Here is a 24,925-nt window from a genome sequence, read left to right as displayed (position 1 = left end):
TCCTCGTCGACCGCGGCGGCGTACGGGGCGATCTTCGCCTCGACCAGCGCGCGGACGACGTCACGGAGCATGTCGTGCTCCTCGGACGGGCGGTAAAAGTCGAAGTCCGACATAGATCCTCCACCAGATGGCACTCAGTACCCTAATTATGCACACTGAGTGCCATCAGAGAAGCGACCCTGTACTTTCGTCTCCATGACTGAGCAGCCCGACGGCACGACGCGGAACGGTCCGAGCGAACCCGCTGAGGCAGAGGACCAGGAGAAGGCCCCGATCCGGGACCTCCTCGTGTCAGCCGCGTTCGAACTCTTCACGGAGCACGGGTACGACAGCACGACAATTGACGACATCGTGCGCCGGGCCGGCGTGGGCCGCCGATCCTTCTTCAGATACTTCCCCACCAAAGAAGAAGTCGTCTTCCCCGACCACGAACGCGCCCTCGCCGACATGGTCCACTACCTGGAAGTAGGCGCCCAGGATCCCGACCCGGTCGGACGGGCATGCGGCGCGGCCCGACTGGTCATGCGTATGTACGCGGAGAACGCCGAATTCTCCGTGAAGCGGTACGCGCTCACCCGCAAGGTCGCGGCGCTCAAGACCTACGAGACCTCCGTGGTCCGGCGCTACGAGCGCGCCCTTGCCGCTTATCTCAAGCGCAGATTCGCCACACTGCCAGACGGGGATGTCAGGGCGTACACGATTGCCGCGAGCGTGGTCGCCGCACACAACTACGGTCTGCGCGCCTGGCTGCACTCCGGTGCCCGCAGCAACGCGGCCGCCGGCGTCGACCAAGCCCTCGACCTGGTCCACCGCACCTGGGGCGACGCCGGAGAGACTTTGATCGTGGTCACGCGGAGCAACACGCCCATGTGGCAAGTCGTCCAGCAACTGGAGAACCTTCAAGCCTCCAGGCCTGACAGAGGGAACTAAGTTCCCCATTTAAGGGCACTCGGTTCCCTATCAGATTGAACTCTCTGCAAGGGGCCCTGTCCTGCCCCGGAACCTCACTCCCAGGCACGATGCGCCCTGCCATCCGGCACGGTGACCGGGAAATCCGGGAGATCGGATCACGCACGACACGAATGGAGTTCCCAACGTCGAATCCAGGTCCAATGAAGGTGCTCGTTGTGGGCGCGGCCGGCAGCATCGGTCGCCGAAGCGATCAGCCGGGGCTATGCGACGCGGGCCTTGGTGCGTGATGCAGGACGAGCCACTGAGCGTTTTCAGAATGGCCACCGGTCGGGTGACGGGGTGGCCTCCCGCAACGCACGAGGCTCCTGTGCCGTTGAGAGAGGTGTTCGACGTCTCAACTCATCAGCGCAGGAGCCTCGTTGGTTCCTTGTCCTGCCGCACTCGACCTCCCGCATGCCCTGGCCGGGTGACCATGCTCATCGTCACCCGTGAGGGTGACCGCCGCTGCAAGCTTCCGCCTCACCAGCGTGCTCGCGTCGGCCTGGTCTACCTTCGCCGGCACGACACGCTCGCGCGGATCGCCGCCGGTTTCGGTATATCCGTCGGCACTGCCCACACCTACGTCACCGCCGTCGTCGGCCATCTGTCCCGCCGGGCGCCCGGGCTGCTGCGGATCCTGCGGGAGACGGATCCCGATCACATCCTGCTCAACGGAACGCTCGCCGAGTGCGACCGGGTCGGCGGCAGCCGGGCCGACTTCTCGCACAAGCACCGCCCGCACGGGGTGAACGTGCAGGTCGTGACCGACCCGGCCGGGCAGCTACTGTGGATCTCACCTGCACTGCCCGGCCGCGTGCACGATCTCACCGCGGCCCGCGCCCACCGGATCATCCGGATCTGTGAACGGCAGGGCATCCCGGTCCTCACCGATCGTGCCTACATGGGCTCATGGGTGACGACAGCCCTCAGACGCCCGCCGGGCCGTGACCTCACGCCGACCCGGCAAACCGTCAACCGCGCGCTGTCCGCGGCCCGGGCCCCGGTCGAGCGCGGCATCGCACGACTGAAGTCATGGCGCATCTTCCCCAGATCCCGGTGCAGTCCGAATCGAATGCCGTCAATGGCCGCCGCAGTCCTCACCCTCGAGCGGCAGCGCTGAAAGAGCTCACTGTTCGGGCAGAACTGCATCTGACGCGAGGCACTCACGCCCCGGCCATCGTCGGCCGGTTTCACGCCAACGAGCAGGATGCAAACCCTCGTGGGCGCCCGGTGTCTGTGCCGGGCACTAGTCTCGTTCGCTCAGCAAGGAGCCGTGAGTCCAGGGGGAGTACGAGACCGCCATGCCCGACAACAACCACACCGGATACCTGATCTCCGTCGTCGACGAGGATCCTCTGCGCGCCCGTAAGGACGCGCGCGAACTGCTCGCCGCGCTCTGCGAGGTTGACCCCACAGCCAGGCTGGACCTGCCCGAGCCCGGCAGACTGGCGGGGGTCGGCGACAAGGGCGGGCCGTCGGCCGAGACCGTCGGGTTGCTGCTGAGCGCCGGTTCGTTCGTGGTCTCGCTGGTGCAGACGTGGCTGGCGCGGGTGCCGCAGCGCACCATCGTGGTCAAGCGGCCCGACGGGGCGACCCTGCACATCACCGGTAAGGAGGCCCGCGAGGACGACACGCTCATCGAGCGGTTCCTCACGGACGACGGCGAGGACGGCACGACGGCGACGACGGCGGGCTGAGCGGCGATGACCGACAACGACCGGCACGCGTTACTCGTCGGAGTCTCGACGTACGACAGCGAGACGTACGCCGAGCTCCCTGCCGTACGCGCCGATCTGCACTACATGCGGGCGGTGCTGGAGAACACCGAGATCGGCATGTACAACGAGTGCGCGCTGGCCGCAGAGCCGACGCGGGCGGAGATGCTGCACGCGGTCGAGACGTTCCTGGAGGCCCGGCAGCCCAGTGAGACGGCGCTGCTCTACTTCAGCGGGCACGGCGAGTACTGCGAGCAGGACGGCCAGCTGTACTTCCTGACCCGGGACACCGACCCCGCCGACCTGCCGGGCACGGCTGTGCCGGCGGAGTTCCTGGAGCGGATGCTGCAGTCCTGCCGGGCCGCCTCCAAACTGGTCCTGCTGGACTGCTGCTCCAGCGGATCCGTCGTGCAGGGCTGGACCGCCAAGGGCCCGTCGGGGGAACCGGACCGGCCCGCGCCGAGCACCCTGCTGCGGCCGACCGGCGTGTACTTCATCACCGCGTCCGACGCCCTCCAGGCGGCCTCCGCGATGGCGCCACCCGGGTCGGGCCTCGGCATCTCCCGGTTCACCGGGGAGATCGTCGAGGGACTGCGCAACGGCCGGATCAAGGAGGGCGGCTGGATCACCCCGGACGACCTCTTCGCCTACCTGACCGCGCAGATGACCCGCGACGGCGTACCCGAGGAGCAGCGGCCGACCAAGTCCACGATCAGGGCGACCCGGAGCCTTCCCTTCGCCCGGTCGGTGGCACGGCCGGTGCGGCTCCCCGCGCTCCCCCACGACACCTCCGGGGCCGTCCGGCACTCCCCCGCGCTGCTGAAGGCGCGGGAGCTGGCCGAGACGGACGAGCGGGACGGCGTCGACCGGCAGCAGCTGCTGCGGTACTACGCGGACTGCCTCACCGCGCAGGCGGCGGCCGGAATGCGGCCGGACCGGGATGGCGGCCGGAACAAGAAGTACTTCCTGCTGACCCAGGGCGAGGAGACCATCCAGTCGGGGCGCGGACCGCACATCGTCGCGCCCGGAGCACTGCCCCGGCCGAAGGAGGGGCGGAGCGGCTCGGACACCGAGGCGGGCTCCCGGCAGGAGTACTGGTACGGCTATCCGGCGATCACACTGCCCGCGCGGGACGTCGGCCGGGGGCGGCGCGCGACGGTGGAGCTGGCACCGTTGCTCATCCAGCAGATGGAGCTGGCGCCGGACGAGGAAGGCCGGGACGTGCTCCGGCCCAGCGGGGTGCCGTCCCTGCACAGCGGCGTCGTATCCGAACTCCTGGACGCGGGCGATGCCGCCGACCTGGTCGCGCGCTGGCAGCCGGCCTGGCAGGAGGGCAACGACGCACAGATGCTGCGCGCCATCAGGGAGTTGCTGGACGAGCTGGGGCTGCCGGAACTCGAACCGCTGGACCCGTCCGCGCTGAGCGACCGCACGGTGATGCAGGCGCTGCGGCCGGGCGCGCACAACGCGGCCGTGCTGCTGGTGCCTTCGGGCGCGGAGGCCATGGCCACCCAGGCGCTGGTGGACAACCTGCTCCAGATCTCCACGCGGACCACGCAGATCGCGGGCACCGCCCTGGACGCGCTGTTGAACGGCGGGGCCCGGCAGGTGCCGGCCCCGACCGCCGTCGCGGTGAACCCGGTGACGCCAGTAACTCCGGGTCCGTGCAACGAAAGCCAGGAGCTGGTGATTTCATCGGCGATGACCCAGCCGCTGACGGTGGCGACCGGACCGCCCGGCACGGGGAAGAGCGAGGTCGTCACGGCGGTCGTCACCACCTGTGTCGCCGCGGGGCAGTCGGTGCTGGTCGCCTCCACGAACAACGAGGCCGTGAACGTCGTCGCCCAGCGCTGCGACGACATCGCACCCGGCCTGCTCATGCGGACAGGTAACGCGGAGGCGTTGGAGCGGGAGGCGGCCAAGCTGGAACGGCTGCTCGCCGAACCGGCCGGGGCACCACGGCGCGGATCGGCCACCGTGGGCGGCGAGTTGCGCAACACACGGGGAACGGCCGACCGTCTGCTGGCACAGGCAGCACACCATGTCGGCGAGGAGGCACGGCTGCTGGAACTGCTCCGCGACCGGGAGGAGCGGGCCGCGGCCCTGGAGCTGCCCCTGTCCCTGCTCGAAGGGGCCTGGGCGGCCGACGTGGACGGCATCGCGGCGCTGGGCCGGTGGGCGGAGCGGGCGTTGAAGACGGCCGGGGCCCGCTGGTGGCAGCTGGGGTCATGGCGGCGCGGGCGGGCGCTCGCCGCGCTGGTCACGGCGGGGGCGGAGCAGCGCCCGGACGGTGCCGGACCGGCATGGCCGGAGTGGGCGACAGGACGACCCGTGCCACCCGAACTGCTCAAGTCCCTGGCCGGGATCGTGTCCGTGGAGCGGGAGGTGCGGGAACTCGTCCACCGGCACGGCGAATGGGACGAGGAAGGGCTCAAGCAGTCCCGGCTCGCGACGGCGGAGGCGCTGTCCGGACTGTCGGCGGAACTGTCGCATGCGCTGTCCGCCGAGGCCCTGGACCGGGCCACCGGGCTCATGAACCAGCGGCTCCAGGCGCTCCGCCGCCGCTCCGGCTACCAGCGCAGTCAGAAGAACCTGATGACGCACATCAAGGGGTGGGCCGTCAGCACCCACTCGGTGCGGCAACTGGAGCTCGCCCCGAAGCTGTTCGATCTCGTGGTCATCGACGAGGCCAGTCAGTGCTCCATCCCGTCGGTGCTGCCACTGCTGTTCCGGGCCCGCCGGGCACTGATCATCGGCGACCCCATGCAGCTCGGGCACATCCCCGGCGTGTCACCGCAGCAGGAGCGTCAGGCACGGGTACGGGCCGGGCTGAGCGCCGCGCAACTGGAGCACCACCGCCTCACCTACCACGTGTACTCCTCGTACCACGCGGCCGAACAGCACGGCGACAGCGCGCTGCTCCTCGACGAGCACTACCGCTGCCACCCGCGGATCGCGAACGTCGTCAACGGCCATTGCTACGGCGGCCGGTTGCGGGTGCTGACCGACGTGCGACGGCAGGTGCCGGCGTACGACCCGAGGGGAGCGGCCGACCCGGCACCGGTGCTCGGCTGGGTCGACGTACCGTCCGGGGAGTCGGCCCGCGGCGGCGACGGGCAGTCCTGGCGGAACGCGGAGGAGGCGAAGGCCGTCCGGCACCTGGTCGACGGACTGCTGGCAGGGCTTCCGCAGGACGCGACGGTGGGAGTGGTCACGCCGTTCCGGGCGCAGAAGGAGACACTGGCACGGATGTGGCAGGACGACGACCGCGTCCGGGTCGGCACCGTCCACACCTTCCAGGGCGGACAACGGGACGTGATGGTGCTCAGCCCGGTGGCCGCGCACAACACACCACCCCGGACGACCCACTGGGTCGCGAGCCAGGTCAACCTGTGGAACGTGGCGGTCACCCGCGCCAAGTCGCAGCTGATCACGGTGGGCGGCCGTGCCTTCTGGCAGGACCAGAGCGGACTGCCCGCTCTCCTCGCCGCGCGCTCGGCGCCGCTGGGAACGGTCGATGACGGCACGACGGCCGAGGTCGGCGCGTCCGGCCCGGTGGCCGAGGCCCGCGCGGACCTCGCCGACCGCCTGCAGCGGTACCTGGCCGGACGGGGCATCACCGATCTGGAGCGGGCCGTGCTGGTGGGCGGCCACCCGGTGGACCTGCTGTTCACCGACGCCGGCGAGAACACGGCGGTGCTGATCGATCCCGGCCCGGGGCCCGGCGCGGACCCCGCGCGGCACCTCCGGCTGACCCACGCGCGAGGCGACCTGCTCACCGGCCTGCCCTCCGGAGGCCATGGGGCCAAACCCTGCCCCGTGAGCCGGACGGTGCGAGTGCCCGCCTGGCGCATCATCGCGGGCGAGACCGCGCTGGCACCGCTGTTCGACTGAACGCAGGGGAAGGCAGCTGAGCCCGACGGCCAGGCTCAGCTGCCCGCCCAACCGCCGGGCGGCTCATGCGTCAAGTCCGGGGGACAGTCCCCTGCCCACGTCGATATCGTCGGCTCTGCCCCCGAACTGGCCGTGCACGCACCGGTCACGGTAAACCAATCCGGCCTGGTCTCAGATGTAGTACTTGAATTGTGGAAGCGGGTTCCGGTCGGCCGGGATTTCTCTCATGATCTCCCCGACGAGGCCCGAGAACTTGATCGTAATGGGCAGGAGTCCGCCCAGGGCAGCCGAATTCCAGTTGAGTTTCGTGAGGGCCAGAACCTCCTTCAAGAGCACGTCCCGGGAGGAGTCCTGTCCGATGTGGTCAGCCACTTGCAAAGGTGCCGGAACATGCATGCCATGGAACTCCCTCAGCGCGGATATGTAGCCCGTGGTGTACAGGTAGTCCAACTCGCCGAAGCTGAATCGAGTACCACGCAATGGTGGGTATTTGGAGGTCGTGATGAGCCGTACACGACTCTGTGTCTCAAGGGCCATCAGGTCGTACCGCCGTACCCGGGACTCGATCGCGGAGCGGAAGCCATCACGCTCGTCCGGCCAGTAGCGGGACGTCTTATGAACCACGATCCGGGCTGGGGTCTGCTTCATGACCGACTCGTACTGGTCGAGGACCAGGGCCATCAGTTTGTGGGCGCCTTCCGCCGTGAGGTGCGGTGAACGGCTTCCGGTCCTGTTCGGATCCCACTCGAACTCGTGGCCACGTAGAACCAGTCCTTCCCCGCGTTCGTCGAAAGCCTGCACCAAGCTGGTCTGTACCGTTGCCTGCGCGGTGCCGAGCGGACGGTAGAAGCCGATACCCACATAACAAGTGCCGGGAGTGAGCCCATGAGGGCTCCAGGGGTAGCCCCCCGCTTTGCAGTACATCGCCGTGAAGAAGTTCCATGCGATACGGGAGGGCGGCGTTCTGTCTCGCCCGTCCAGAGTGGGTGCTCGGACGATCTGGGTGGGGAGGCGGAACTTCATGGCACTTGCCTTCAGCGCACGGCGCAGATCGCGGTGGACTGCTCCGCTCTCCGCGGTCTTGTAATCGGCAGTACCGCAACGGGCCACAATCTGGTCGGACAGGGCGATCACTACGTAGTCAGGAATGCTGTCACGCTCCGCGAGACTCCGCAGCTTCGCCTCGAACAGAGTCACAGCGGCGTGGAAGCGTTCCTGCTGCGACTTGATCTCCAGCACCTGTCGCAATTCCACCTGACCGAGTTCCTCGTCCCACGCATCGTCGAACTCCAGAGAGGAAAAGAACCCCCGGTCGGGCATCCAGCCTGGGAACTCGGGGTTCTTCTCATCTCCGATGACGCCCTCGGCCCGGCTGTTCATCCAGACTCGCGCGGCCTCGACAAACTCTGGGGTGCCGATGAGTCCCACGCGCAGCCGCGTGGGGTGGCGACCCGAGGCCGTCCAGGATCGTGGACCGTAGCGTGCGATGCCGGCCTTGGGGTCAATGTGCAAGCCGTCATCGGCGAATCGGAGCAACGGCTCTGAGAAGTGCGTATTCGTGATGAGTGAGGGCGATCCGACAGACGAGACACCGGCCGGGGATGGACGGACCGTCATCCCACAATCACCCCTTGGCCCCCGAGCTCGTCGTCCAACACGTGGCCAGCCTCGTCGTCCTCACCCAGGCTCTCTGCCTCGCCCCAGGTGAAGAGGTCATCCACGTAGTCGACGTTCTTGAAGGGCATGTCGTGCTCGGGAGGAATACCCGGCCAGCGCACTTGCCCGCTACTCAACGACGTCGAGATGACCAGACTCTGCCCCTCGCCGAACGGAAACCCGATCCGGGGGCCGCTCCTACCCAGGAAGTCCCGCCAGAACTGCACCTCAGCAAGGAGGTCATAGTTAAACAGTCTGGACTTCTTCCGTGTGACCTGCCTCCCAACGTGCTTGGCCTCTATGGACTCGAAGCCGTCCGATGTCACCCGCAGTTCGGGTCTGATACTCAGACACCATTGGCTGCTGTTGATGAGGAAGAAGCGCAAGGAGACCGCACGATGGAGCCAGTAGTTTCGCGCCTCTCCCGTGGCCTTCTTCTTGGGCTGCCAGACCACGCTCCGCTTTGCCTTGTCCTTGTTCAACGGGCGGTACACCACTGAGCGTTCGACACCTGCTTCATCAGGCTCGAAGTAGTACCGGTGGTGGTCGCGATCAAGCCGTAGACCGAGGCGACCGGTGAGTTTGTTCAGTGACCGATTGAGCAGTGCCACGTACCACTGATGCTTGTCGGGATCAGCCCACCACTCCCGGGTGCCAAAGCGCTCGGTTGCAGAGCGATCCACGAAGGCGGCGAACGGGCCGCTGTCATCCCGCAGGTTCTGGAATGCCCACAGCCACCCCTCCCGCAGGATGAAGGGCGTCATGACCCCGGTGGACGTCCCCTCTGGTCTGACATCGCCCTCCTTGCCGGCCAGGCAGGGCGCCCCGTAGACGTAGCGGGGCATCTGTGTGACGGGCAAGACGTTGCTGAACACAGTGCTGTTGACCATGGTCGGCAGCTCATCCTGCACGTTGGAACGGCCTGCCAGCCTGCGCTCCACCCGCTTCTCGTGATCCTCTTTCATGGCGAGGAGTCGCTCCACCGTGTACTTGGCGATTGCCCCATCGGAATCGATCAGCTGATGGTGCTGGTTACACAGCAAGATCAGGTTCTCATACCGGTTGCGCTCTTCGGCTGTCAACGGCGAGTCACCGCGCGGGCCGTTCGGGCTCTCCGCGACGATGTGCGCCATCTCGCCGAGAACCACGACGGGTTCCTCCTCCGTGCCTTGGGCCGTGAGGAGCAACCCACAATCTGGAAACGCGCAGATGTTGCCCGAGCGCTGGCTCAGTTTGCGCTGCTGCGAAACAGGTACCGCCACAAACACCACCTCCAGGCTTCGCATCTTACGAACAACCACTGACAAAGGACCCTGGTCTCGCATAGAGCCCAGGTCCATGCAACGCGCCAGATACGCGCGCGCAGATGACCGTGACCAGGACCCGGCCCGTCAGTAGGACGGCCCAAGCGCGGAGCCGTATCCGCCTGCCCTCGGGACCGTCCGACCCAGACTGCAACTCACCGTGGCTGGTCGCGTATCGGCAATGTGACGTCGAAAGGCGCCCGGCCGCCCAGACATACGGGCGGCCGGACCGGGGTCACTCACTGTCACAGGCTTTGGATCACGCACTGGTGCAGCAGCGGTTCCAGGCGTAGTTGAGTGTTGTCGCGGTCGAGAACCTGCAGAGCGTCGAGGCAACTGACGATCCACCGCGCCTCGTCCTCGTCCTCGATCTTGAGCGCCACGGCGGTCACCGCGCCCTCCAGATCGAACGAGTTGTCCTTGAACTCGTCATCGAGGGCCTTGTACCCAGCGGCAAGCAGCGGGTCCACGTACACCCCGGTCGCCTCGACGAAGGCGCGAGCCTCTGCCCGGTCCGCGCGGAGGCCTGCAAGGCGGCGCAACACCTCGTCGGGGTCGCCCAGTTCGCCATGCAGGCGGTGGGCGCGGTCGACCAGGAGAGGCCAGCCGCCGGTCAGTTCGTGGAGACGGTCCAGTCGGTTCCCCGTGTGGAACATGTTGACGCGTTGGGCCCAGCCGCGCAGGCTGCGGCGGTCGTGGCGGCGCAGCACCACCGGAGCGGCCGACGTAGGGTCGGTCCCCGTCAGCAGAGTGCGCCACAGTGCCAACTGGGTCGGGTCGGTGACGAGAACGACCGCGCGGGTGACCCCCGGGGTGGCGGGCAGCAGCGTCTCGGCCAGGTCGACAGCCTCCCGGCAGGTCTCAGGCCGAACCGGCTCCCGGTAATTGACGAAGTCGCTGATGACGACACGTCGTTCGCGAGGGCGTCCTCCGGTGAGTTCCTGCTTGTAGACGCTGGGCCTGCCGATGGCCGGCAGTGTCCATCCGTCAATCGGTCCGGCGATCGTGCGCAAGGTGCGGGCGACGTCCTTAACTCCGGTGGCGGATGTGCCGAGGACCACTCTGGTCCGGTTGGACCGCTCGCCCAGAAGGTCGTCGAGCTGGGTGTTGGTCAGCGGCACCGGCCGACCGTCGGGCAGCTCGGGGCGGCCCTCTTGCACGATGCTCTCCTGGAGTTCACAGTCCTGTTCGGCCCTGAGCAGGCGAGCCTCCACCTCGTGGGAGGTGCCGATCATGCGTAGTGCGTTGGGGCCGCGCAGGTGCCAGCCCAGGCCGTCGTGGTTGGGTGCGAGGATGCCGAGGCCGACCATCTCCGACAAGTAGGCGCGGAAACCCTCGGTGTCGAGCTGTTCGAACCCCTTGCGCCAATACGTCTCGCACTCCTCGCGCAGCTCGGTGTCGCTCAGCCGTACCTCCAGACCACGGTGACGGGCGTGGTACGCCAGCACGTTGGCGATCACGTCGTAACGGTGGTCGAGGCTCAGCGTGTCCTTGAAGGCCGCCGAGATGCCGTCCCTGAGCGCGGCGTCCGACTCCACGACCTCGATGTCGGTCACCTCCACGTTGTAAGGAGGTCCCTCGGCTCCGCGCCGACCCCGCTTGCGGTGCATCAGCTCCACCAGCCGGTGCCCGAACATTTGGAGCAGGAACGGCTGGTAGGAGCAGTAACCGAGCACCCGGTTGACGAGATCCAGGTCCTTGAACTCGAACCCGAGCGCCCGCATCGGCTCGACCAGCAGTTCGGCCGCGTACTGAGGCGCCAGCGGGCCGATCACCTTCGGAGTCTGCGCGAGATGGCCGAAGGGGCCGTTGCTCGCGAGCTTGGAGAAGCGCTGCACGGAGTGCAGTCCGGCGAAGACGACCTTGGCGCGGTCCTTCGTGTCGGAGCCGAGGCCCTTGAGCTTCTTGGTCTGATCGAAGCGTGGCGCGTCCGCCTCGAAAAACTGGTCGCACTCGTCGAGCAGGATCAGCAGACGGCGGCGCGAGTCTCCATCCAGCCAGGCTCTGATTCCGGCGCGCACCTGCTCGGAGATCTCCTGTCGTTTCCGGCGCCCCTGCGGCCGGTCGTCGAGTACCTGGGCGTCGCTCAGCTCCCGGACCAGGACGCTCCACAGTGTCTCCGGCCCGAGCGAACTGCCCTTGCCGATGTTCTCCTGGTCGAGGTTGACGTACACCGCCTGGTGGTAACCGGGGCGTTGCTCGGTGAACCGTTCCCCGGCGTCGGCGAGCAGCGCCGACTTGCCCAGGCCCCGGCCACCATAGATGACCTGGGTACCCTGCGGGTCGAGGATGCTCTTGCGTTCGGCGTCACGGCCGTAGAACATCTCGCCGCCGATCCGGCCGCGCTTCTCTCTGATGTACGGGTTGACACCGGAGAAGGGGAGCAGCGTCTGCGTGGCAGTGGTCACCTGACGGTTGCCGTGGGCCGCGAGATAGGCGAGGGCCGCGTCGTCCACGACCAACAGGGGCTGCAACCGGCCAGAGCCGACGGCGAGTTCGCTGCGGGCCTCACGGCTCAGCGTGCCGAAGTAGACGACGAGGAGGCTCGCTCCGCTGGTATCCCGCTCCGCCCAGCTCATGACGACCTTGGCCGGAGGCCGGCCCCAGACCATCATCACCCGTAGGTGGCCGCCCTGCTCCCTGATCTGTGAGCCGAACGCCGGCGCCTTCGCCCTGCCGTTGATCTCCACCCCGGTCGCTTCGAAGAGACGGTATTCCCGCCGGTGCTGGGACCCGTCATCTAGCTGCCTGGCGCTCTTGGCGTCGTAGCCGAGGAGCTTGAGGAGCGGCGGCACCTGTCGCGTCGGAGCCACCTGGAGACGGTCCTTGGGTTCGGCGGTGGCCAGCGCGCGCCACTCGTCGAGGACGTCGGCCGCGAGTGCCGCCTCATCGGTGGAAAGGCCGCCGTAGTCCAGAACGGGAAGCGCCGGGTGCTTGCCACCGGACCGGACCATGTCGACGAGTTCCTGGTCGATACCTCCCGGCAGCCCGTCGGGAACGGCCGGGAAGAAGTCCATCAGGTGGGACTCTCCTCCCTCGATCTCCGGGACGGGCTCCCCGATCTCCAGGAAGTAGACGAGGTCGGCAGCGGTGGCCAGGTCGTTCGTCTCAAGGCGCCGCAGCACCTGGGCCCGCTCTTCCGGAGTAGGTTCTAAGGTGTCCAGCCGGGCTCGGATCCGGTCGGCCGCCTGCTGCCGGAAGGCGGGCAGAGCGCTTCGTACCGTGTCATGCGCGCGCCGCACGTCCAGCAGGTCGTGCCTGTCGGCGTCTTCGAGGCGGTCATGGGCATCGGCCAGCAGTTCCTGAAGGCGCAGGTCCTGGTCCTCGGTCACCGCGCCGTCGGCTTGCGCTCGATGCACCTCGGCGACGAGTTCGCGGTGTCCCCTCCGCAACTCCGTACGCCGGAGGGCTTCCCGACTGTCGATGTCGGTGTCCCTAAGTGGGGTGAACTCCCCTCCCGCTGTGGCGGGCAGCAGCCCTCGTTGCGCCAGCTCGACAATACTACGGGCCGCGGTGAAGGCGTCGTGGGAAAGCCGCTCGTCAAGGGCGTCCTGCCAGCTCCGGTCGACCGCCACCAGCAGCTCGTCGAGGGACGGCCGCTGGTCACGGGAGTCACATACCTTCAGCAGTTCAGCGTCGAGCACGAGTTCCGGGTCGCTCGGAGCTCCGGAGCGCTTGGTCACCGTTTCACCGGCCAGTACCGCGAACAGCTCCTCCATCGAGGCGCGCGCCGCCCAGGCCGTGGCTGCGGCCAAGGTGTCCGAGCGTGGTGCCAGCTGCTCCAGCTGCCCCAGCGCCGCTTCCCTGCCGTCCAGCAGGGACTGGCGCAGAGAGGAGATCTCCTTGGCCACGCGGTTGCCGTCGGAACGATCGCCGCGACGGGTGGTATCGACCGCCAGGCACCACTCCTTGACGAGGTCGGCGACTCGTTCCACGAGATGCACGAGATCCTGTCGTCCGGAGCCCTGGAGGGGCTTGCCGCTCGACGAGCGGTATTTGCGGTCCATGCGGTCGATCTCGTTGTTGACTTCTGCCAGTTTCGAGAGTCGCTCGGCCTGCTCCCGCACCTGCTGTACCGCGTCACGGTTGTCGTCGGCGACGGTCACGAGCAGTGATCCAAGCATCCCTTCGTCGGAGGCGAGCCAGCGCTTGGCAATCTCCGTGGCCCGCGCGAACCGTAGCCTTTGCGGCGCGAGAAGGTCACGACTCTGCTCGCGCAGCTCCCGCAGACGGACCTCCGTCTCGGAGACGTCGGCGACGAGAGGGGAAGCGATCATCAGGGCACCGCTGAGGGCACGGTCAGCGACGGCGGCCGCCGCCTCCCCGAGCCTGTCCGGGAGTCGGGGCACCAACGCCTTGAGCTGAGCGCCTGCGGAGTGGTCGCCCGTGATCAGTGCGGTACGCAGCAGGGCGGGCAGCAGGAGCAGTTCGCTGCCCTCGGTGGCCTCGCCCGTGCACCCGCCGTACTCCTGGAGCAGGTCTGCCGTCAGCCGGGCGCCCCGGCTGTCGCCGGACGTGAGCAGCGCGGCTGCACCGGCCAGGCGGAGCGCCACCGCCTGGGTCTCGGAGTGGCCGACGGCCCTCGCCAGATGGTGTGCAAGTCCGAAGCGGCGCTGTACGACCAACCGCGCCACGGCCCGCTCAGCCACGTCCTCGTCGGAATCGCCACCCGCGGTCTGAGCCGCTTCGCGGACGGGTACCTCCTCAGTGGGACAGACCGTGGGTGCGGTGGGGGCCGGGACGCACGCATCCGATTGCTTGAGGGGTGCCGCGGCGCTGCCGGTGGTGGGGAACACCCTCTGTGTGTCAGGGGCGTGAACCGGCTCGGACGCCGTCGCGGGTGCCGGCTTGAAGGCGTGCTGGGACGCGGCTTCCTCAGTGGTGTGGCCTGTGGTCTCCTCAGCCTGTTCGGGTGCCTGTACGGCCGTATCCTCCGCAGTCCTCACGGTCCCGGCAGGTTCAAGGCAGGCTTCCTCCTCCTGGTCCAAGGTCAGTTCAGGGGCGGTGAGCACCGCCATGGCACACGCAGGCAGCACTTGCACGATCTGCCCCTGCAGCGCCAGAATCTCCGCCGCGGCATCCTCCTGCCGGCCCAGCCTGATCAAGCGGGCCAGGGAGACGAGCGCGGTGCTTTCCTGCCTTCGCGGTTCTTCCCACACCGGTGTGTCCAGCAGACGGCGCGCCGCGCCGCGCACAGCCTCGGCGGCTGCGGCCGCGGTGGCGGAGCTGTTCGGGCGGCAGGCGACGTCGAGGAGCTCCCGCACCGATGCCCGTGCCTGGCGGTCTCGCTCGTGCGCCAGCCGGTGCGCACGTGCGGCATGCGCCATGTCCTCCAGGCGGCGAGGCGTCCCCTCGATCCCGGCCGCGCGGAGCGCGGCGTCCACATCGTCGAAGACGGCACCCAGTACAACCAGCGGTGCCAGGTCCTCTTCCTGCGGAGGGCGACCGTCCATGACCGCAGCGCTCATTCTCTCCGCTGCTTGCCGGGCCCCCGCGAGCGCCGACTCCAGTTGCTGACAGGCCACCTCCGGATCTGTCCTCTGCTCGAACCGGGCACCTTCGGACGCCACGGCGGTCACCTCGGAGGAGGTATCAGGCCCCGGTACCTCACTCCCCGGTGCAGGTTCATGCGTGCCTGGCCGGTCAACGGCGGCAGCGCGCCCAGAACTTCCATCGCTCGCGAGCAGTGGCTCGTCGCCTTCCGGCGCTCCGAAAACGAAGTTCGGGTTAGCCTCTACGACGGACCGCGCCGTGGCACCAACAGCGCCGAGCTGGGCGATCTCCTTGTCGTCGGCCTTCACTCCGAACCAGTCCTGGTCCGCCGCCCAGGCGAGGATGTGGGCATCGGCGACGGAGGCGTTGCACCACGCGAAGACGGTGGCCCGGACCAGCGTCGCGCCCCACCGGGCAATGGGGTCGGGAACCGCCTCATCGTCCCGCGCGAAGACGAAATTTCCCACCTGATTCATCACGGTGACCGTGAGTTCCTTGATCCGGCAAGTGCAGGTGTGCTGCCGCGACTCGCGTTGCAGCCTGGCGAGAACGTCCCGGCACAGGGCATTGCTCACCCGTCGAGGAGCCGCTATGCGAATGCCCAGGCTGCCGAGGAACTGCTGCCGGTCCTTGGGGCGCAGGGAGTTGAAGGCGAGTTCCACCATGTCGGCCGTGAAGTCGTTCAGGGCAGCGACAGCCGGAGACTCCAAGGTGTTGAGCGCGGCGGCCAAGTCCTGAAGGTCCTCGGCCGAGGCATTCGGCGGGGACCACGGCGGCCCCGTGACGACGTGGTAGCGATCCTGCATGTACACGTACTCCGTTTCCGTGGGAAAGGCATTCCGTGGACGACGAGAAGAAGGGAGCGTGGCCAGAGCCTTGGATTCGCGAGGGCCACGAAGGGTCAATGGCCGCGCGTGTGCTCGGTCACGAACGTGTAGCCGTACGGCAGTTCCCAGCCATCTGCCTTGCCAAGTCGACGGCAGTGCTCCCGAAAGGCAGTTCGCTGAACTTCGCTGGGCGAGCACCCGGGCCGCAGGCGTCGCAGATGGCCGGGGACGAACTGGACGCTGTGCAGTCCCTCGCCGGCGGTGTCGCCGCCGCCCCACGGATGTATGACCCGGGGCCTGATGGGGCGGTAGCCGATGAGGGGGATGGTCTGCTGCCCGTCACGGGGCGGGAAGTGCGGTTGGCCCCAGACATCTCGGCTGCCGAGGGCTGGGGCCAGGAGCTGTTCCGCGAGCAGTTCCGCGACCGCTGCTTCCAAGGCGGCGGCTTGCGACCGGGCGGGGCGACGCCCGTAGGCCGCGCTGGGCAGGACCGCACGATCCATCAGGGCATGGCCGTCCAGGGTGAGTAGACCGCAGCGGCGCACGGTGCGCATCACCAGCTGACGGGGGCCGAGCCCGACCGCGCTGTCGCCATGGCGGTCACTTCCCGGGACGTCCTCCCTGGTGAGCACGCGAGGGTCGTAATAGTGCCCGGTCTCACGGTCGCCGACCTGCACCGGTTCTTTGAGGCTCGTGGTGGTCAGGCGGATCACCGCGCTGCCGCGGGGCTGGCGCAGCTCAAGCATCAGGCCAGGGAAGAAGTCGCGGGGCCAAGTGATTCCGGTCAACCGATTCGAGTCGTCGCCGGTTTCGACGGTGACGTCCTGTACCGCCTCCTTCTCGTCCAACGCCACGCCTGCATGGTCGAGTTCGAGGCGAACCGTGAGGCACGCGCCGCAGGACTGGCGGAGCTCCTCTCCCATGTACGGAGGCAAGGGGAACCAGCCGTCGATGAGGTGGGCCAGCCGCAGAGGCACTCGCCACACGGTCTCCTTCGCGTCGTTCCGAAGGAGTTTGCCGGTGCCGAGGGATGCGTCATCGGCGAGGGGAAGATCGACCGGGTCCAGTTCCTCTTCCGGATCCGATGGCGTGGGCAACGTAGATGTCCACCCGCGTCCGGCCGGGACCAAGGGGTCTCCGGGGGCTTCCGCAGCACCGGGGTAGTGGGAACGCCACACGCCGCCGCCCTCAAAGGCGTCGTCGAGCGTGATCCGGGAGCCGTTCTCGAACAGTCCATGGCGGCTGTCGCCTTGGACGACATCGGCGAGCGCCACATTCGCCCTGCATACCGCTGCGGCGTACCCCCCTCCCTTGACCAGTTCCGTAGCCCCGGGGAACCCGCGAAGCCTCGGTCCGACCGCTGTGTACACGGTGACCGGAGCGGTGAGGCCGTAGCGGCGTCGAGTCGGGGTGGCCGCGCGTTCCACCGCTGCCGCGAGGGACCTGAGGTCATCGCCACCCAGCGGACCGGTATCCCGCCAGCAGTCCGCGAGAGAGGCCCGGGTCATGGCGTAGTGACCCCATGTACGCAAGGTGGGACTGGAGTTGAGTACGCCTCGCACCGTGTCGAGGATGCCGAGCAGCCCCGCCCGCAGGTTGTCGTCGTGCGTGCCACCCACCAGAGCAGCGAGCGACACGGGGACGAAGGGGCTGAGCAACTGCTCCCGTGCCGTCGTCAGAAGATGGTCCGTGTAGGCCGTCAGGTCGTCGCGTCGGGCCGCGTCCGGGGACGAATAGCAGACATCGACGACGACATGCCCGTCCTCATTGATCCACCGCCGCCGCGTACGTAGGCGGTGGAGCTGAGCCGATGACAGGCTCAGAGCCGGGCCGAAGGCATGGAAATCCGGGACCAGGAGCTCCCTTCGCCGTGGCGCAAGGCTGCCTCCCGGCCTCCCGGGGCCCTCGGCGCCCGCAGGCGCCCCCGACACCCAGGAGGGCATGCCGCCGAGGGGGCCCACCTCTTGGTGGGCGCCCTCCCGATAGACGATCTCGGCATACAGCGGTTCCGACCCGGTGGCGACACACACCATTGCACCAACCGGGAGCACAGGGGCGCGCTCGCCAAAGGTGACCACGGGGAAGTCGTCGAGGCAGAGCGGGCTGCCACCGTAGCCGTCGCCGTCGAGGTCGTACCCGAAGTACACGGCGTTGAAGGCCACGGTGGTGTGCACGGGCGCCGAGCGAGCCACGACAACCGCTTCGAGGTAACGCTGCAGCCGATCCCGTTCGTCGGCGGGTACGGCGTCATAGCCCTTCGTCATGAACGGGGTCAGCAGAGCCCCGTCACCGTACGGATCAGGCACCTGCGCCATGTCGCCAGGCGTCGATACCGCGTCCGGCCCCCCACGTTCGTCAACCGTTGCTGATACATACGGGTCCCCACCCATGACACCTCCACCGCGCTTCAGACCGGAGCGGCCTGACGTGCGGTAATTCCCGCAGAGTATGCCGACCCGGAACATTCCGGAAGCACTTTCGTCACATTGCGACGACAAGCAGTGGCTCACGGCGAACACGACGCGAGTGGAGGTCGGGCTGTACTCACTCGCGAGGGCGAGCAGACCACACGCCCAAGACAACGCCAATCAGCCTGACATGCCCTCAGAGGCAGCGCCGGGCGAGCGTCCCGATTTACCGGGTACTCACAGGTCAGCAAGGGCGCACAGCAGGCAGGTGAGCCCGGCACGAGTCGTCACACACTCCACATGATGCGTCATCGAAGGCGTCGGCCTGAGGAAGCCCCTGAAGGGGCCAGGGCAGTTCCCCCTTCTCGACTCGCCCTCCCACGCACGGACGAACGTCATGACCAGTTGTCTCCCCGTCCTCCGGCAACTGGTACACCCAGCCGTACGCACCCTGATACCCGTGACCGTCACGCTGCCGCTCGTACGGCAGGCCCTACCTGAATTTGAGAGAAGGAGGCGAGCCAGAGCCAGGGCAATTCGGCCGCGTCACCTTGATGTCATCCCAGACCGTTCCAGGGTCAGGTGTGCGCTCGGCTGGGCAGCGCCGGCAGGGTCAAGAGCGGCCGCCGTCCGGATCGGCGGCAACCTCGTTGTCGCCTTCCGCCTCGACACCACTCGCTCAGCCGACGCAGTGCGCGTCGGCCACCGGGAGGACGGTGACGGAGTCGGTGTCGTGGGATTCGGCGTTCCGGATGAACCGGTAGCACTGCTGCTGTCCGGCAGCGTGTACGAGGGAGGTCAGGGTGACGGTGGTGACCCGGGCGGTCACGTCGTAGGCACGGCTGTCGGCGGTGCTGCCGGCCGGTGCGAGGAGTCGCCGGACCTCGGAGCGGGTCGGGTCCGGCTGAACGAGGGTACGCAGGGCGCCCTGGGCCGCGTCGGTGACCGGCTGCCGACGCGTGCAGTCCGCGTTCGGCCGAGCGGTGACATCGGCCCGCCAGCCGACCGTGTCTCGACTGAAGGCCAGCGCGTAGCAGCGTGTCTCCGACTCCGTACGGACGGCTCCCCACAGAGCGGGCCGCACCTCGTACCCGCTGGACCCAGCAGCACGGCCGACAGCGCGGATCAACAGCCAAGATCCGGACCATACGCGGGCCGAAGCCCACCAAATCCCCCGCGAACCACGCATTCGCGCTGGTCAAGGCCCATGCAAGGGCTGTACCACCAGCAGACCAAGAACCTGCTGGCCCGCCCGTTCCCCTGGCCGGGGAAGCCTCATGGCACCGCAGAACTCCTAGCCCCGCCACGCCCGGATGCGATCGCGCAGCGGGCAAACGCCAGTAGTAAAGGCCGGCAACATAGCGCGTGTTCGCCGGTTAGCCAAACCGGCGAACACGCGCAACATGGTTGTTGCGACAGGACACAGTTAACGATCCACGAGATCTGACGCCTGCGCTTATTCGATCCCCACGGAGGAAAATGCCTGCAAAGTTCATGACCGTACAAGAAACGGCCGAATATCTGAATGTCTCGGCTTCCTGGCTATACCGAAACGCCATTCGCTCAGGACTCGCCCCTTACAGGTTCGCAGCAGGCCCGAACGCGAAGATTCGATTCAAAATTTCAGAAGTGGAAGCCTGGGTTCAGCAACAGCGAATCCAGTAGGACGCTCACCGAACTCTCCCCAAACACGCCATATTGAACGGATATTTCATTCTTGCCTCCTACACTGGTTCGCGGGATGGGGTCGCTCTTCAAGGAATGCGAGCATCCAAAATTTCGTTGGTCAAAGTGCTCTCATCTCTACAAGATTCGCTATCGATCGGCTACTGGGAAGCAGGTACAAGAGTCAGGCTTCGCCACCCAGGAAAAGGCCATCGGACGTCTTGCGGAGATCTACAGCAAGAAGCGTTCGGCGCATAGGTCTCGGTCCAGAGCGGAGCGCATGCAAAAGTACGGGGACATGCGTTTCGCGGAATATGCTCGCGAATGGAAATCTGGCCAACGAGACTTGGGCCCAGCCTCAGTACGCCATCTTGACTCCTTGATGCAGCAGCACCTTTTCCCCCTGCTGGGCAGCCGACGGATGAGCACATTCGACCACAAGGTCGTCGAAGGGTTCATCCAGGCCATGGAGCGAAACGGCGTGGGTCTGGCAACTCAGTCGAATGCCTTCGACAAGCTCAAGGCAGTACTTCTCGATGCTCACCGACTGGGGCTCTTCGAAGACAATCCCCTTATCGGCGTAAAAGCTCCGCTCTACGACCCCAAACGCGCGGTGATCCCTTCCCCAAAACAACTACGGGCGATACGTACTGCCGGCGACGACTCTTTTATGTTGATCGTCGACATGATGAGCGGCTGCGGACTGCGTAACGCCGAAGCAGCCGCAGTAAATCTCCATAATATCGTTGCCGACGACGTCTACCGCGTCAGCGAGCAGGTCAACCAGACCACCGCCGAGTACGCGCCTCTCAAGCACCGCAAGCCGAACGAGTACCGAGACGTTCCCCTGCCATCGCGCGTCAGGGAGACCATCGAGTGGCACGCCGGGAAGTACGGAACGACGGACGGCTACCTGCTGCGTCACCCGAGCAATCCGTCTCGGACATATCCGTACTACAGCCTGAGCAACCAATGGCAGCGCATCAAGGGCCGGGAACACGTCGATATTCCCCACGGGATGGTGCTGTACAGCTTTCGGCACTTCTTCGCCTCCAACTGCCTGACTCAGGGGATCCCCATCACCGACGTTGCCGAGTGGATGGGCCACAGGAACATCGACGTGACGTTCAAGATCTACCGGCATCTCATGCCCGGCTCGATCAGCTCAGCTGCCCAGATCCTCAACCAGAGCCTCGTCTTGGCGGCCTGACCTTCGTACCATCACAGCGCTCCGATACCGCCTCCGATGCCCCGCGTTCGCCAACCGTTGCCGATCCATACGGGTCCCCACCCATGGCACCTCCGCCGCACTTCAGCCGCCGTAGCCGGACTGCGGTAGTTCCCGCAGGCTATGCCCATCCTTGGCACTCCGGTGGCATTTTCGTCACTTTGCGGTGATCATCGGCGACTCACGCCGAACGCATTCGCGACTTATCCGAAGGACGATGGTCAGGTCCGCCATCGGCCTGTCGGCCATCTGTTCCTCGACTGCAACGTGCGATGTACTCGGTCATCGCATGAACTTGGAAGACACCGGAGTGCGGCGCTGAGGTTCTTGAGCCGGTAGGCAGGTATACGGCCAACTACCGCGGTATGGCACTTCGCCACTCTCGTACGCCTGCGCAGTGGTGCTGCTTGAAGATGACCGGCCGGTCAGCACCACGCTTGGGTGCCCCGCTCAGCGCAGCACCATCCCAGCCAGCTCTACTGTACTGATCAAGCGGCGAGGCCAACGTTGAGGAGCTGCGCCGCGGAACTGATCGAACCAGGCATGAGATGCCGGTAGATCTTGAAGGTGACGTCGATGTTCTTGTGTCCCATCCACTCGGCAACGTCGGTGATGGGGATCCCCTGGGCCAGACAATTCGACGCGAAGAAGTGGCGGTTCCCGTAGAGCACCATGTCTTCCGGTACGTCCACCGCGCCCGAAGCCCTGATGCGCCGCCACTGGTTGTCCATCGCGTAGTGCTTGTACGGCTTGGTGGGGTCGGTCGGCTGCCGTAGCAGGTATCCGTCGGTCGTTCCGTACTTCTCGACGTACCACTCGATGGTTTCCCCGACTCGCGCCGGGAGGGGCACATCGCGGTACTCCCCCGCCTTCCGGTGCTTGAGCGGACCGTACTGTCCAGTGGACATGACGACCTGCTCACTGACCCGGTACACGTCGTCAGCCACGATGTTGCTGAGATTCACGGCGGCCGCTTCACCATTCCGCAGACCGCAGCCGCTCATCAGATCGACGATCACCGTAAACGCGTCGTCGCCCGCAGTGCGGATAGCACGCAGTTGTTCCGGAGACGGGATGACGGCCCGCGCCGGGTCGTACTGGGGCGCCTTCACGCCGGCCACGGGGTTGTCGGGGAAGATACCCAGCCGATGGGCGTCAAGGAGGATCGCGCGGAGCTTGTCGAAGGCGTTGGACTGAGTGGCCAGACCGGTGCCGTTGCGTTCCATGGTGCGGATGAAGGCGTCGACCACCTTGTGGTCGAAGGAGTTCATCCGCCGACTGCCGAGCGCCGGATAGATGTGGTGCTCCAGCAGCGAGTCGAGATGCCTGACCGACTGGACGGCCAGGTGACGCTGTCCGGCCCTCCACTCCTCGGCGTAGTCCGCGAAGCGCATCGTCCCGTACTTCCGGATGCGCTCCGCCTTCGGCTGTGCCTGCTTCGCCGCCTTCTTCTCTTTGTAGATGTCCGTCAAACGGTCGATGGCCGCGTCCTGGTCCGCGAACCCGGACTCCTCCGCCTGTCTGCCCGCCTCCGACTGGTACCGGATCTTGTAGGGGTGAAGGCACTTCGGCCACCGCGACTGCGGGTGCCCGCACTCCTTGAAGAAGGACCCCATCCCTCTGGGCAACGAACGTTGTGCCATGCCGAACCGACTCCCCACGACCGATGCTGACCTTTTGCTGACCAGCAGCGGTTCTGGACCCCGCTGACCAGCAGGAACAGCGATGGGGCTCGATATGTGGTGGAACTTCGTCGGACGTACCGAGGACGATATCAAGCAGGCCCGGGAGGACTGGGCCAAGGGAACGCGATTCGGCGAAGTAAAGGGCTACGACGGGGCTCCGCTCCGCGCGCCCGCACTGCCAGAAACCCCTCTCAAACCGCGAGGACGGGCCCGCTGACCAGGCAAGACATAGGTCATTGACTCCAGGTTCCCAGAGACACCCGGACATCCGCCCCGCCTCGGAGGCCGCTGTACCGGCGCCTCCGAGAGGCTTCTCGATTCCAGGGTGTGGGCATCTATGGGCATCTTTGCCAGGACGAATGTTGACCCAATGCTGACTTTACTGATGAGTAGTTAGATTGCGACTGGTGCGGCGCCCCCGGCCCCGCTGAGGGTGCGGCTGCGACTCCAGGCGAGATGGCACTGCCATCTGACGACGAACCGACGGAGGGCTTTGCGCGTCGCAACGAATCGTTGAGCCGTGTGACGGCCTCTTGTGCATGATCTACAAAGTCGGCCGTGAACTGGCGAGCACGGCACGCGACTTCCGCTTGCGGATGGCGGTCATCGACTGTGAGACCGAGGCCGCGCTCGCGATGACACGCGACCGCTACGGCCGAACCGTCCACCCCGGTGCTGCGGCAGCAGCACGAGCCCGCCGCGACACGGCCGTGGTGGAGGCGTACGCCACCCACCTCGCGCCGCACGCCGACGCTCTCCTCAACGCTGCCCGCCGTGCGCTCGACAGGCTGCCGCCTGCCCGGCACCTGGCCGGCTGGCGGGCCGTCCTGGACGGCCTTGCCGGCGTCGACACCGGCCCAGACCCGACCCTTCCGTCCACTCACTCGCCCCTCCTCGTTCCGCACGGCATGCCGTCGGCCCGGGGAACACCCCGCTGTCATCTCCGTGAACAGCGACCGCACACGGCGCGCACATCTCAATCAGCAGCCAGGACGCCCCGGAGAGTCGGACGGCCACTCCTCGGAAGCCACAGAAGGCAGGACCCGATAAGCCACATCCGACCCTCCCGGGCCACCCAACAACTTACGGAGCCCGATGCCCGCACTCACCCCGGACACGATCCGCGCCCTGACCGAAACGCTCGCGGACCTGACCGAATACCTGCGCGAGAACCCCGACCCCGCACAAGTCCTCGCCCTCGTCGAGCCCCTCCTCGACGAGTACACGGGACTGCCCGCCCAGTTCGCCGACACGCTGCGCGCCCTCGCCCGCGCCGTACAGAAGAACCCGGACACACGACGCACGACCCACGAAGACCTGCTGATCACCGAACTGCGCACGGCCGCGTGGGAACTGGCCGACCAGCACACCCTCCACTACGTGCTGGACGACCTCCTCGACCTGTACGGCAGTTCACCGGCGAGCGAGCAGGAGTCCGTCCCCGCCTGTGGGAGGCCCGGTTCGCCGCCCGCATACCCCGGCCCCTGGTCAACGCCTTCGTCACCGCGCTCGCCGACCCCAGCCCCCTGCAGCGCGGTATACACGATCGCACCGCTCACTACAGCGCCGTCCAGGAGCCCTGATGTGAGAGGGTACGTACAGCCCGGCCGGAGAGCGCTCATGTCCCCCGGTCACCGGGAATCAGCGACTCCCCCATGTGTCCCCCGCGCCTCGGGGGACAGCGCCGAGAGGCTACGTTTACCCAGGTCAGCCACCGTAGCTCAACGGATGGAGCACGCACCTTCTAAGCACCTGCTCCCGCTCCCCGTATGCTGTATCGGGCCCAAGCGCATATCGCTCTACTGCGACCACCCGAAATTTACCGCCACGCCCCTGCAGGGGTGTCAGTCGTCGAAGAGATCCGCTTACTCCCAACGGCCTGGGGCTGGCTCGCCCGCGTCGAGCAAGTTCTCAAGTTGCTCCGCTTCCTCTGCGTCCAAGCGCAGGATCAGCCGCAGAGTTGTTCCCAGTAGTTCGACGTAAGGAACAAGTGCCCTGGCTCCCGGTGAGCTGGCGGTCCTGCTGAGGAAATTGCATCGCAGCGGAATGCGGGTATAGGTGAGGGATTTCGCTTCGCCCACCCCCTCCTCCTGCCCCAA

At 67.0% G+C, this 24,925-nt stretch carries 14 protein-coding genes and 3 pseudogenes; 9 read left to right on the top strand and 8 right to left on the bottom strand.

The features are described from left to right. On the bottom strand, nt 1-113 hold a 113-nt coding region (locus tag ACIRR9_RS19285), incomplete at its 3' end, for an acyl-CoA dehydrogenase family protein (protein ID WP_403753079.1). 82 nt (nt 114-195) lie between these two features. Here ACIRR9_RS19285 and ACIRR9_RS19280 point away from each other — a divergent pair. The 4 genes and pseudogenes from ACIRR9_RS19280 to ACIRR9_RS19265 all read left to right on the top strand — a co-directional run bounded on the left by ACIRR9_RS19280 (nt 196) and on the right by ACIRR9_RS19265 (nt 6,560). Then, the gene (locus tag ACIRR9_RS19280) at nt 196-930 is read left to right on the top strand and encodes a TetR family transcriptional regulator (protein ID WP_403753058.1); all 735 of its coding nucleotides are present in this window, start codon (nt 196-198) and stop codon (nt 928-930) included. Between the two features lie 401 nt (nt 931-1,331). Continuing rightward, a pseudogene (locus tag ACIRR9_RS19275) lies at nt 1,332-2,071 on the top strand (transposase family protein). A gap of 181 nt (nt 2,072-2,252) precedes the next feature. Then, a complete protein-coding gene (locus tag ACIRR9_RS19270; protein ID WP_403753055.1) occupies nt 2,253-2,648 on the top strand; it encodes a hypothetical protein in 396 nt (131 codons plus the stop codon). A gap of 6 nt (nt 2,649-2,654) precedes the next feature. After that, entirely contained in the window at nt 2,655-6,560 is a 3,906-nt protein-coding gene (locus ACIRR9_RS19265; RefSeq protein WP_403753052.1) for an AAA domain-containing protein, read from the top strand. Nucleotides 6,561-6,731: 171 nt separating this feature from the next. On the opposite strand, the gene ACIRR9_RS19260 is transcribed toward ACIRR9_RS19265, so the two are convergent. The 5 genes from ACIRR9_RS19260 to ACIRR9_RS19240 form a co-directional block, all read right to left on the bottom strand. Further along, on the bottom strand, nt 6,732-8,072 hold the full coding sequence (locus ACIRR9_RS19260; RefSeq protein WP_403753049.1) for a hypothetical protein: 1,341 nt from the start codon (nt 8,070-8,072) through the stop codon (nt 6,732-6,734). Between the two features lie 101 nt (nt 8,073-8,173). After that, on the bottom strand, nt 8,174-9,502 hold the full coding sequence (locus ACIRR9_RS19255) for an HNH endonuclease (protein WP_403753046.1): 1,329 nt from the start codon (nt 9,500-9,502) through the stop codon (nt 8,174-8,176). Nucleotides 9,503-9,765: 263 nt separating this feature from the next. Beyond that, entirely contained in the window at nt 9,766-15,819 is a 6,054-nt protein-coding gene (locus tag ACIRR9_RS19250) for a hypothetical protein (RefSeq protein WP_403753043.1), read from the bottom strand. A gap of 95 nt (nt 15,820-15,914) precedes the next feature. Then, nucleotides 15,915-18,230, bottom strand: a complete 2,316-nt coding sequence (locus tag ACIRR9_RS19245; RefSeq protein ID WP_403753040.1) for a hypothetical protein — start codon at nt 18,228-18,230, stop codon at nt 15,915-15,917. A gap of 697 nt (nt 18,231-18,927) precedes the next feature. Continuing rightward, nucleotides 18,928-19,377 carry a hypothetical protein gene (locus ACIRR9_RS19240; RefSeq protein WP_403753037.1) on the bottom strand — a complete coding sequence of 150 codons (450 nt, stop codon included), beginning with the start codon at nt 19,375-19,377 and terminating at the stop codon, nt 18,928-18,930. Between the two features lie 350 nt (nt 19,378-19,727). Between ACIRR9_RS19240 and ACIRR9_RS19235 the strand changes: the two genes are divergently transcribed. After that, complete coding sequence (locus ACIRR9_RS19235) at nt 19,728-19,913, top strand: helix-turn-helix transcriptional regulator (RefSeq protein ID WP_403753034.1); 186 nt, start codon at nt 19,728-19,730, stop codon at nt 19,911-19,913. A 382-nt stretch (nt 19,914-20,295) separates the two neighbouring features. Further along, a complete protein-coding gene (locus ACIRR9_RS19230) occupies nt 20,296-21,123 on the top strand; it encodes a tyrosine-type recombinase/integrase (protein ID WP_403753076.1) in 828 nt (275 codons plus the stop codon). A gap of 506 nt (nt 21,124-21,629) precedes the next feature. On the opposite strand, the gene ACIRR9_RS19225 is transcribed toward ACIRR9_RS19230, so the two are convergent. Then, complete coding sequence (locus ACIRR9_RS19225) at nt 21,630-22,784, bottom strand: tyrosine-type recombinase/integrase (protein WP_403753032.1); 1,155 nt, start codon at nt 22,782-22,784, stop codon at nt 21,630-21,632. 94 nt (nt 22,785-22,878) lie between these two features. Between ACIRR9_RS19225 and ACIRR9_RS19220 the strand changes: the two are divergent. Together ACIRR9_RS19220 and ACIRR9_RS19215 are read left to right on the top strand one after the other, a co-directional pair. Continuing rightward, nucleotides 22,879-23,043, top strand: a pseudogene (locus ACIRR9_RS19220) (pirin family protein); the annotation flags it as partial. Nucleotides 23,044-23,422: 379 nt separating this feature from the next. After that, nucleotides 23,423-23,668, top strand: a pseudogene (locus ACIRR9_RS19215) (hypothetical protein); the annotation flags it as partial. 241 nt (nt 23,669-23,909) lie between these two features. On the opposite strand, the gene ACIRR9_RS19210 reads toward ACIRR9_RS19215, so the two are convergent. Beyond that, nucleotides 23,910-24,194, bottom strand: a complete 285-nt coding sequence (locus ACIRR9_RS19210; RefSeq protein ID WP_403753084.1) for a hypothetical protein — start codon at nt 24,192-24,194, stop codon at nt 23,910-23,912. Here ACIRR9_RS19210 and ACIRR9_RS19205 point away from each other — a divergent pair. After that, entirely contained in the window at nt 24,173-24,409 is a 237-nt protein-coding gene (locus tag ACIRR9_RS19205; protein WP_403753073.1) for a DUF317 domain-containing protein, read from the top strand. The two genes, ACIRR9_RS19210 and ACIRR9_RS19205, sit on opposite strands and share 22 nt — an antisense overlap. The last annotated feature ends 516 nt before the right edge of the window (nt 24,410-24,925 follow it).

It is taken from the genome of Streptomyces sp. NPDC101234 (assembly GCF_044767525.1).
GTDB lineage: Bacteria > Actinomycetota > Actinomycetes > Streptomycetales > Streptomycetaceae > Streptomyces > Streptomyces sasae.
Note: the sequence above shows the minus strand (reverse complement) of the source record. Positions and strands in the feature narration are given on the sequence as shown.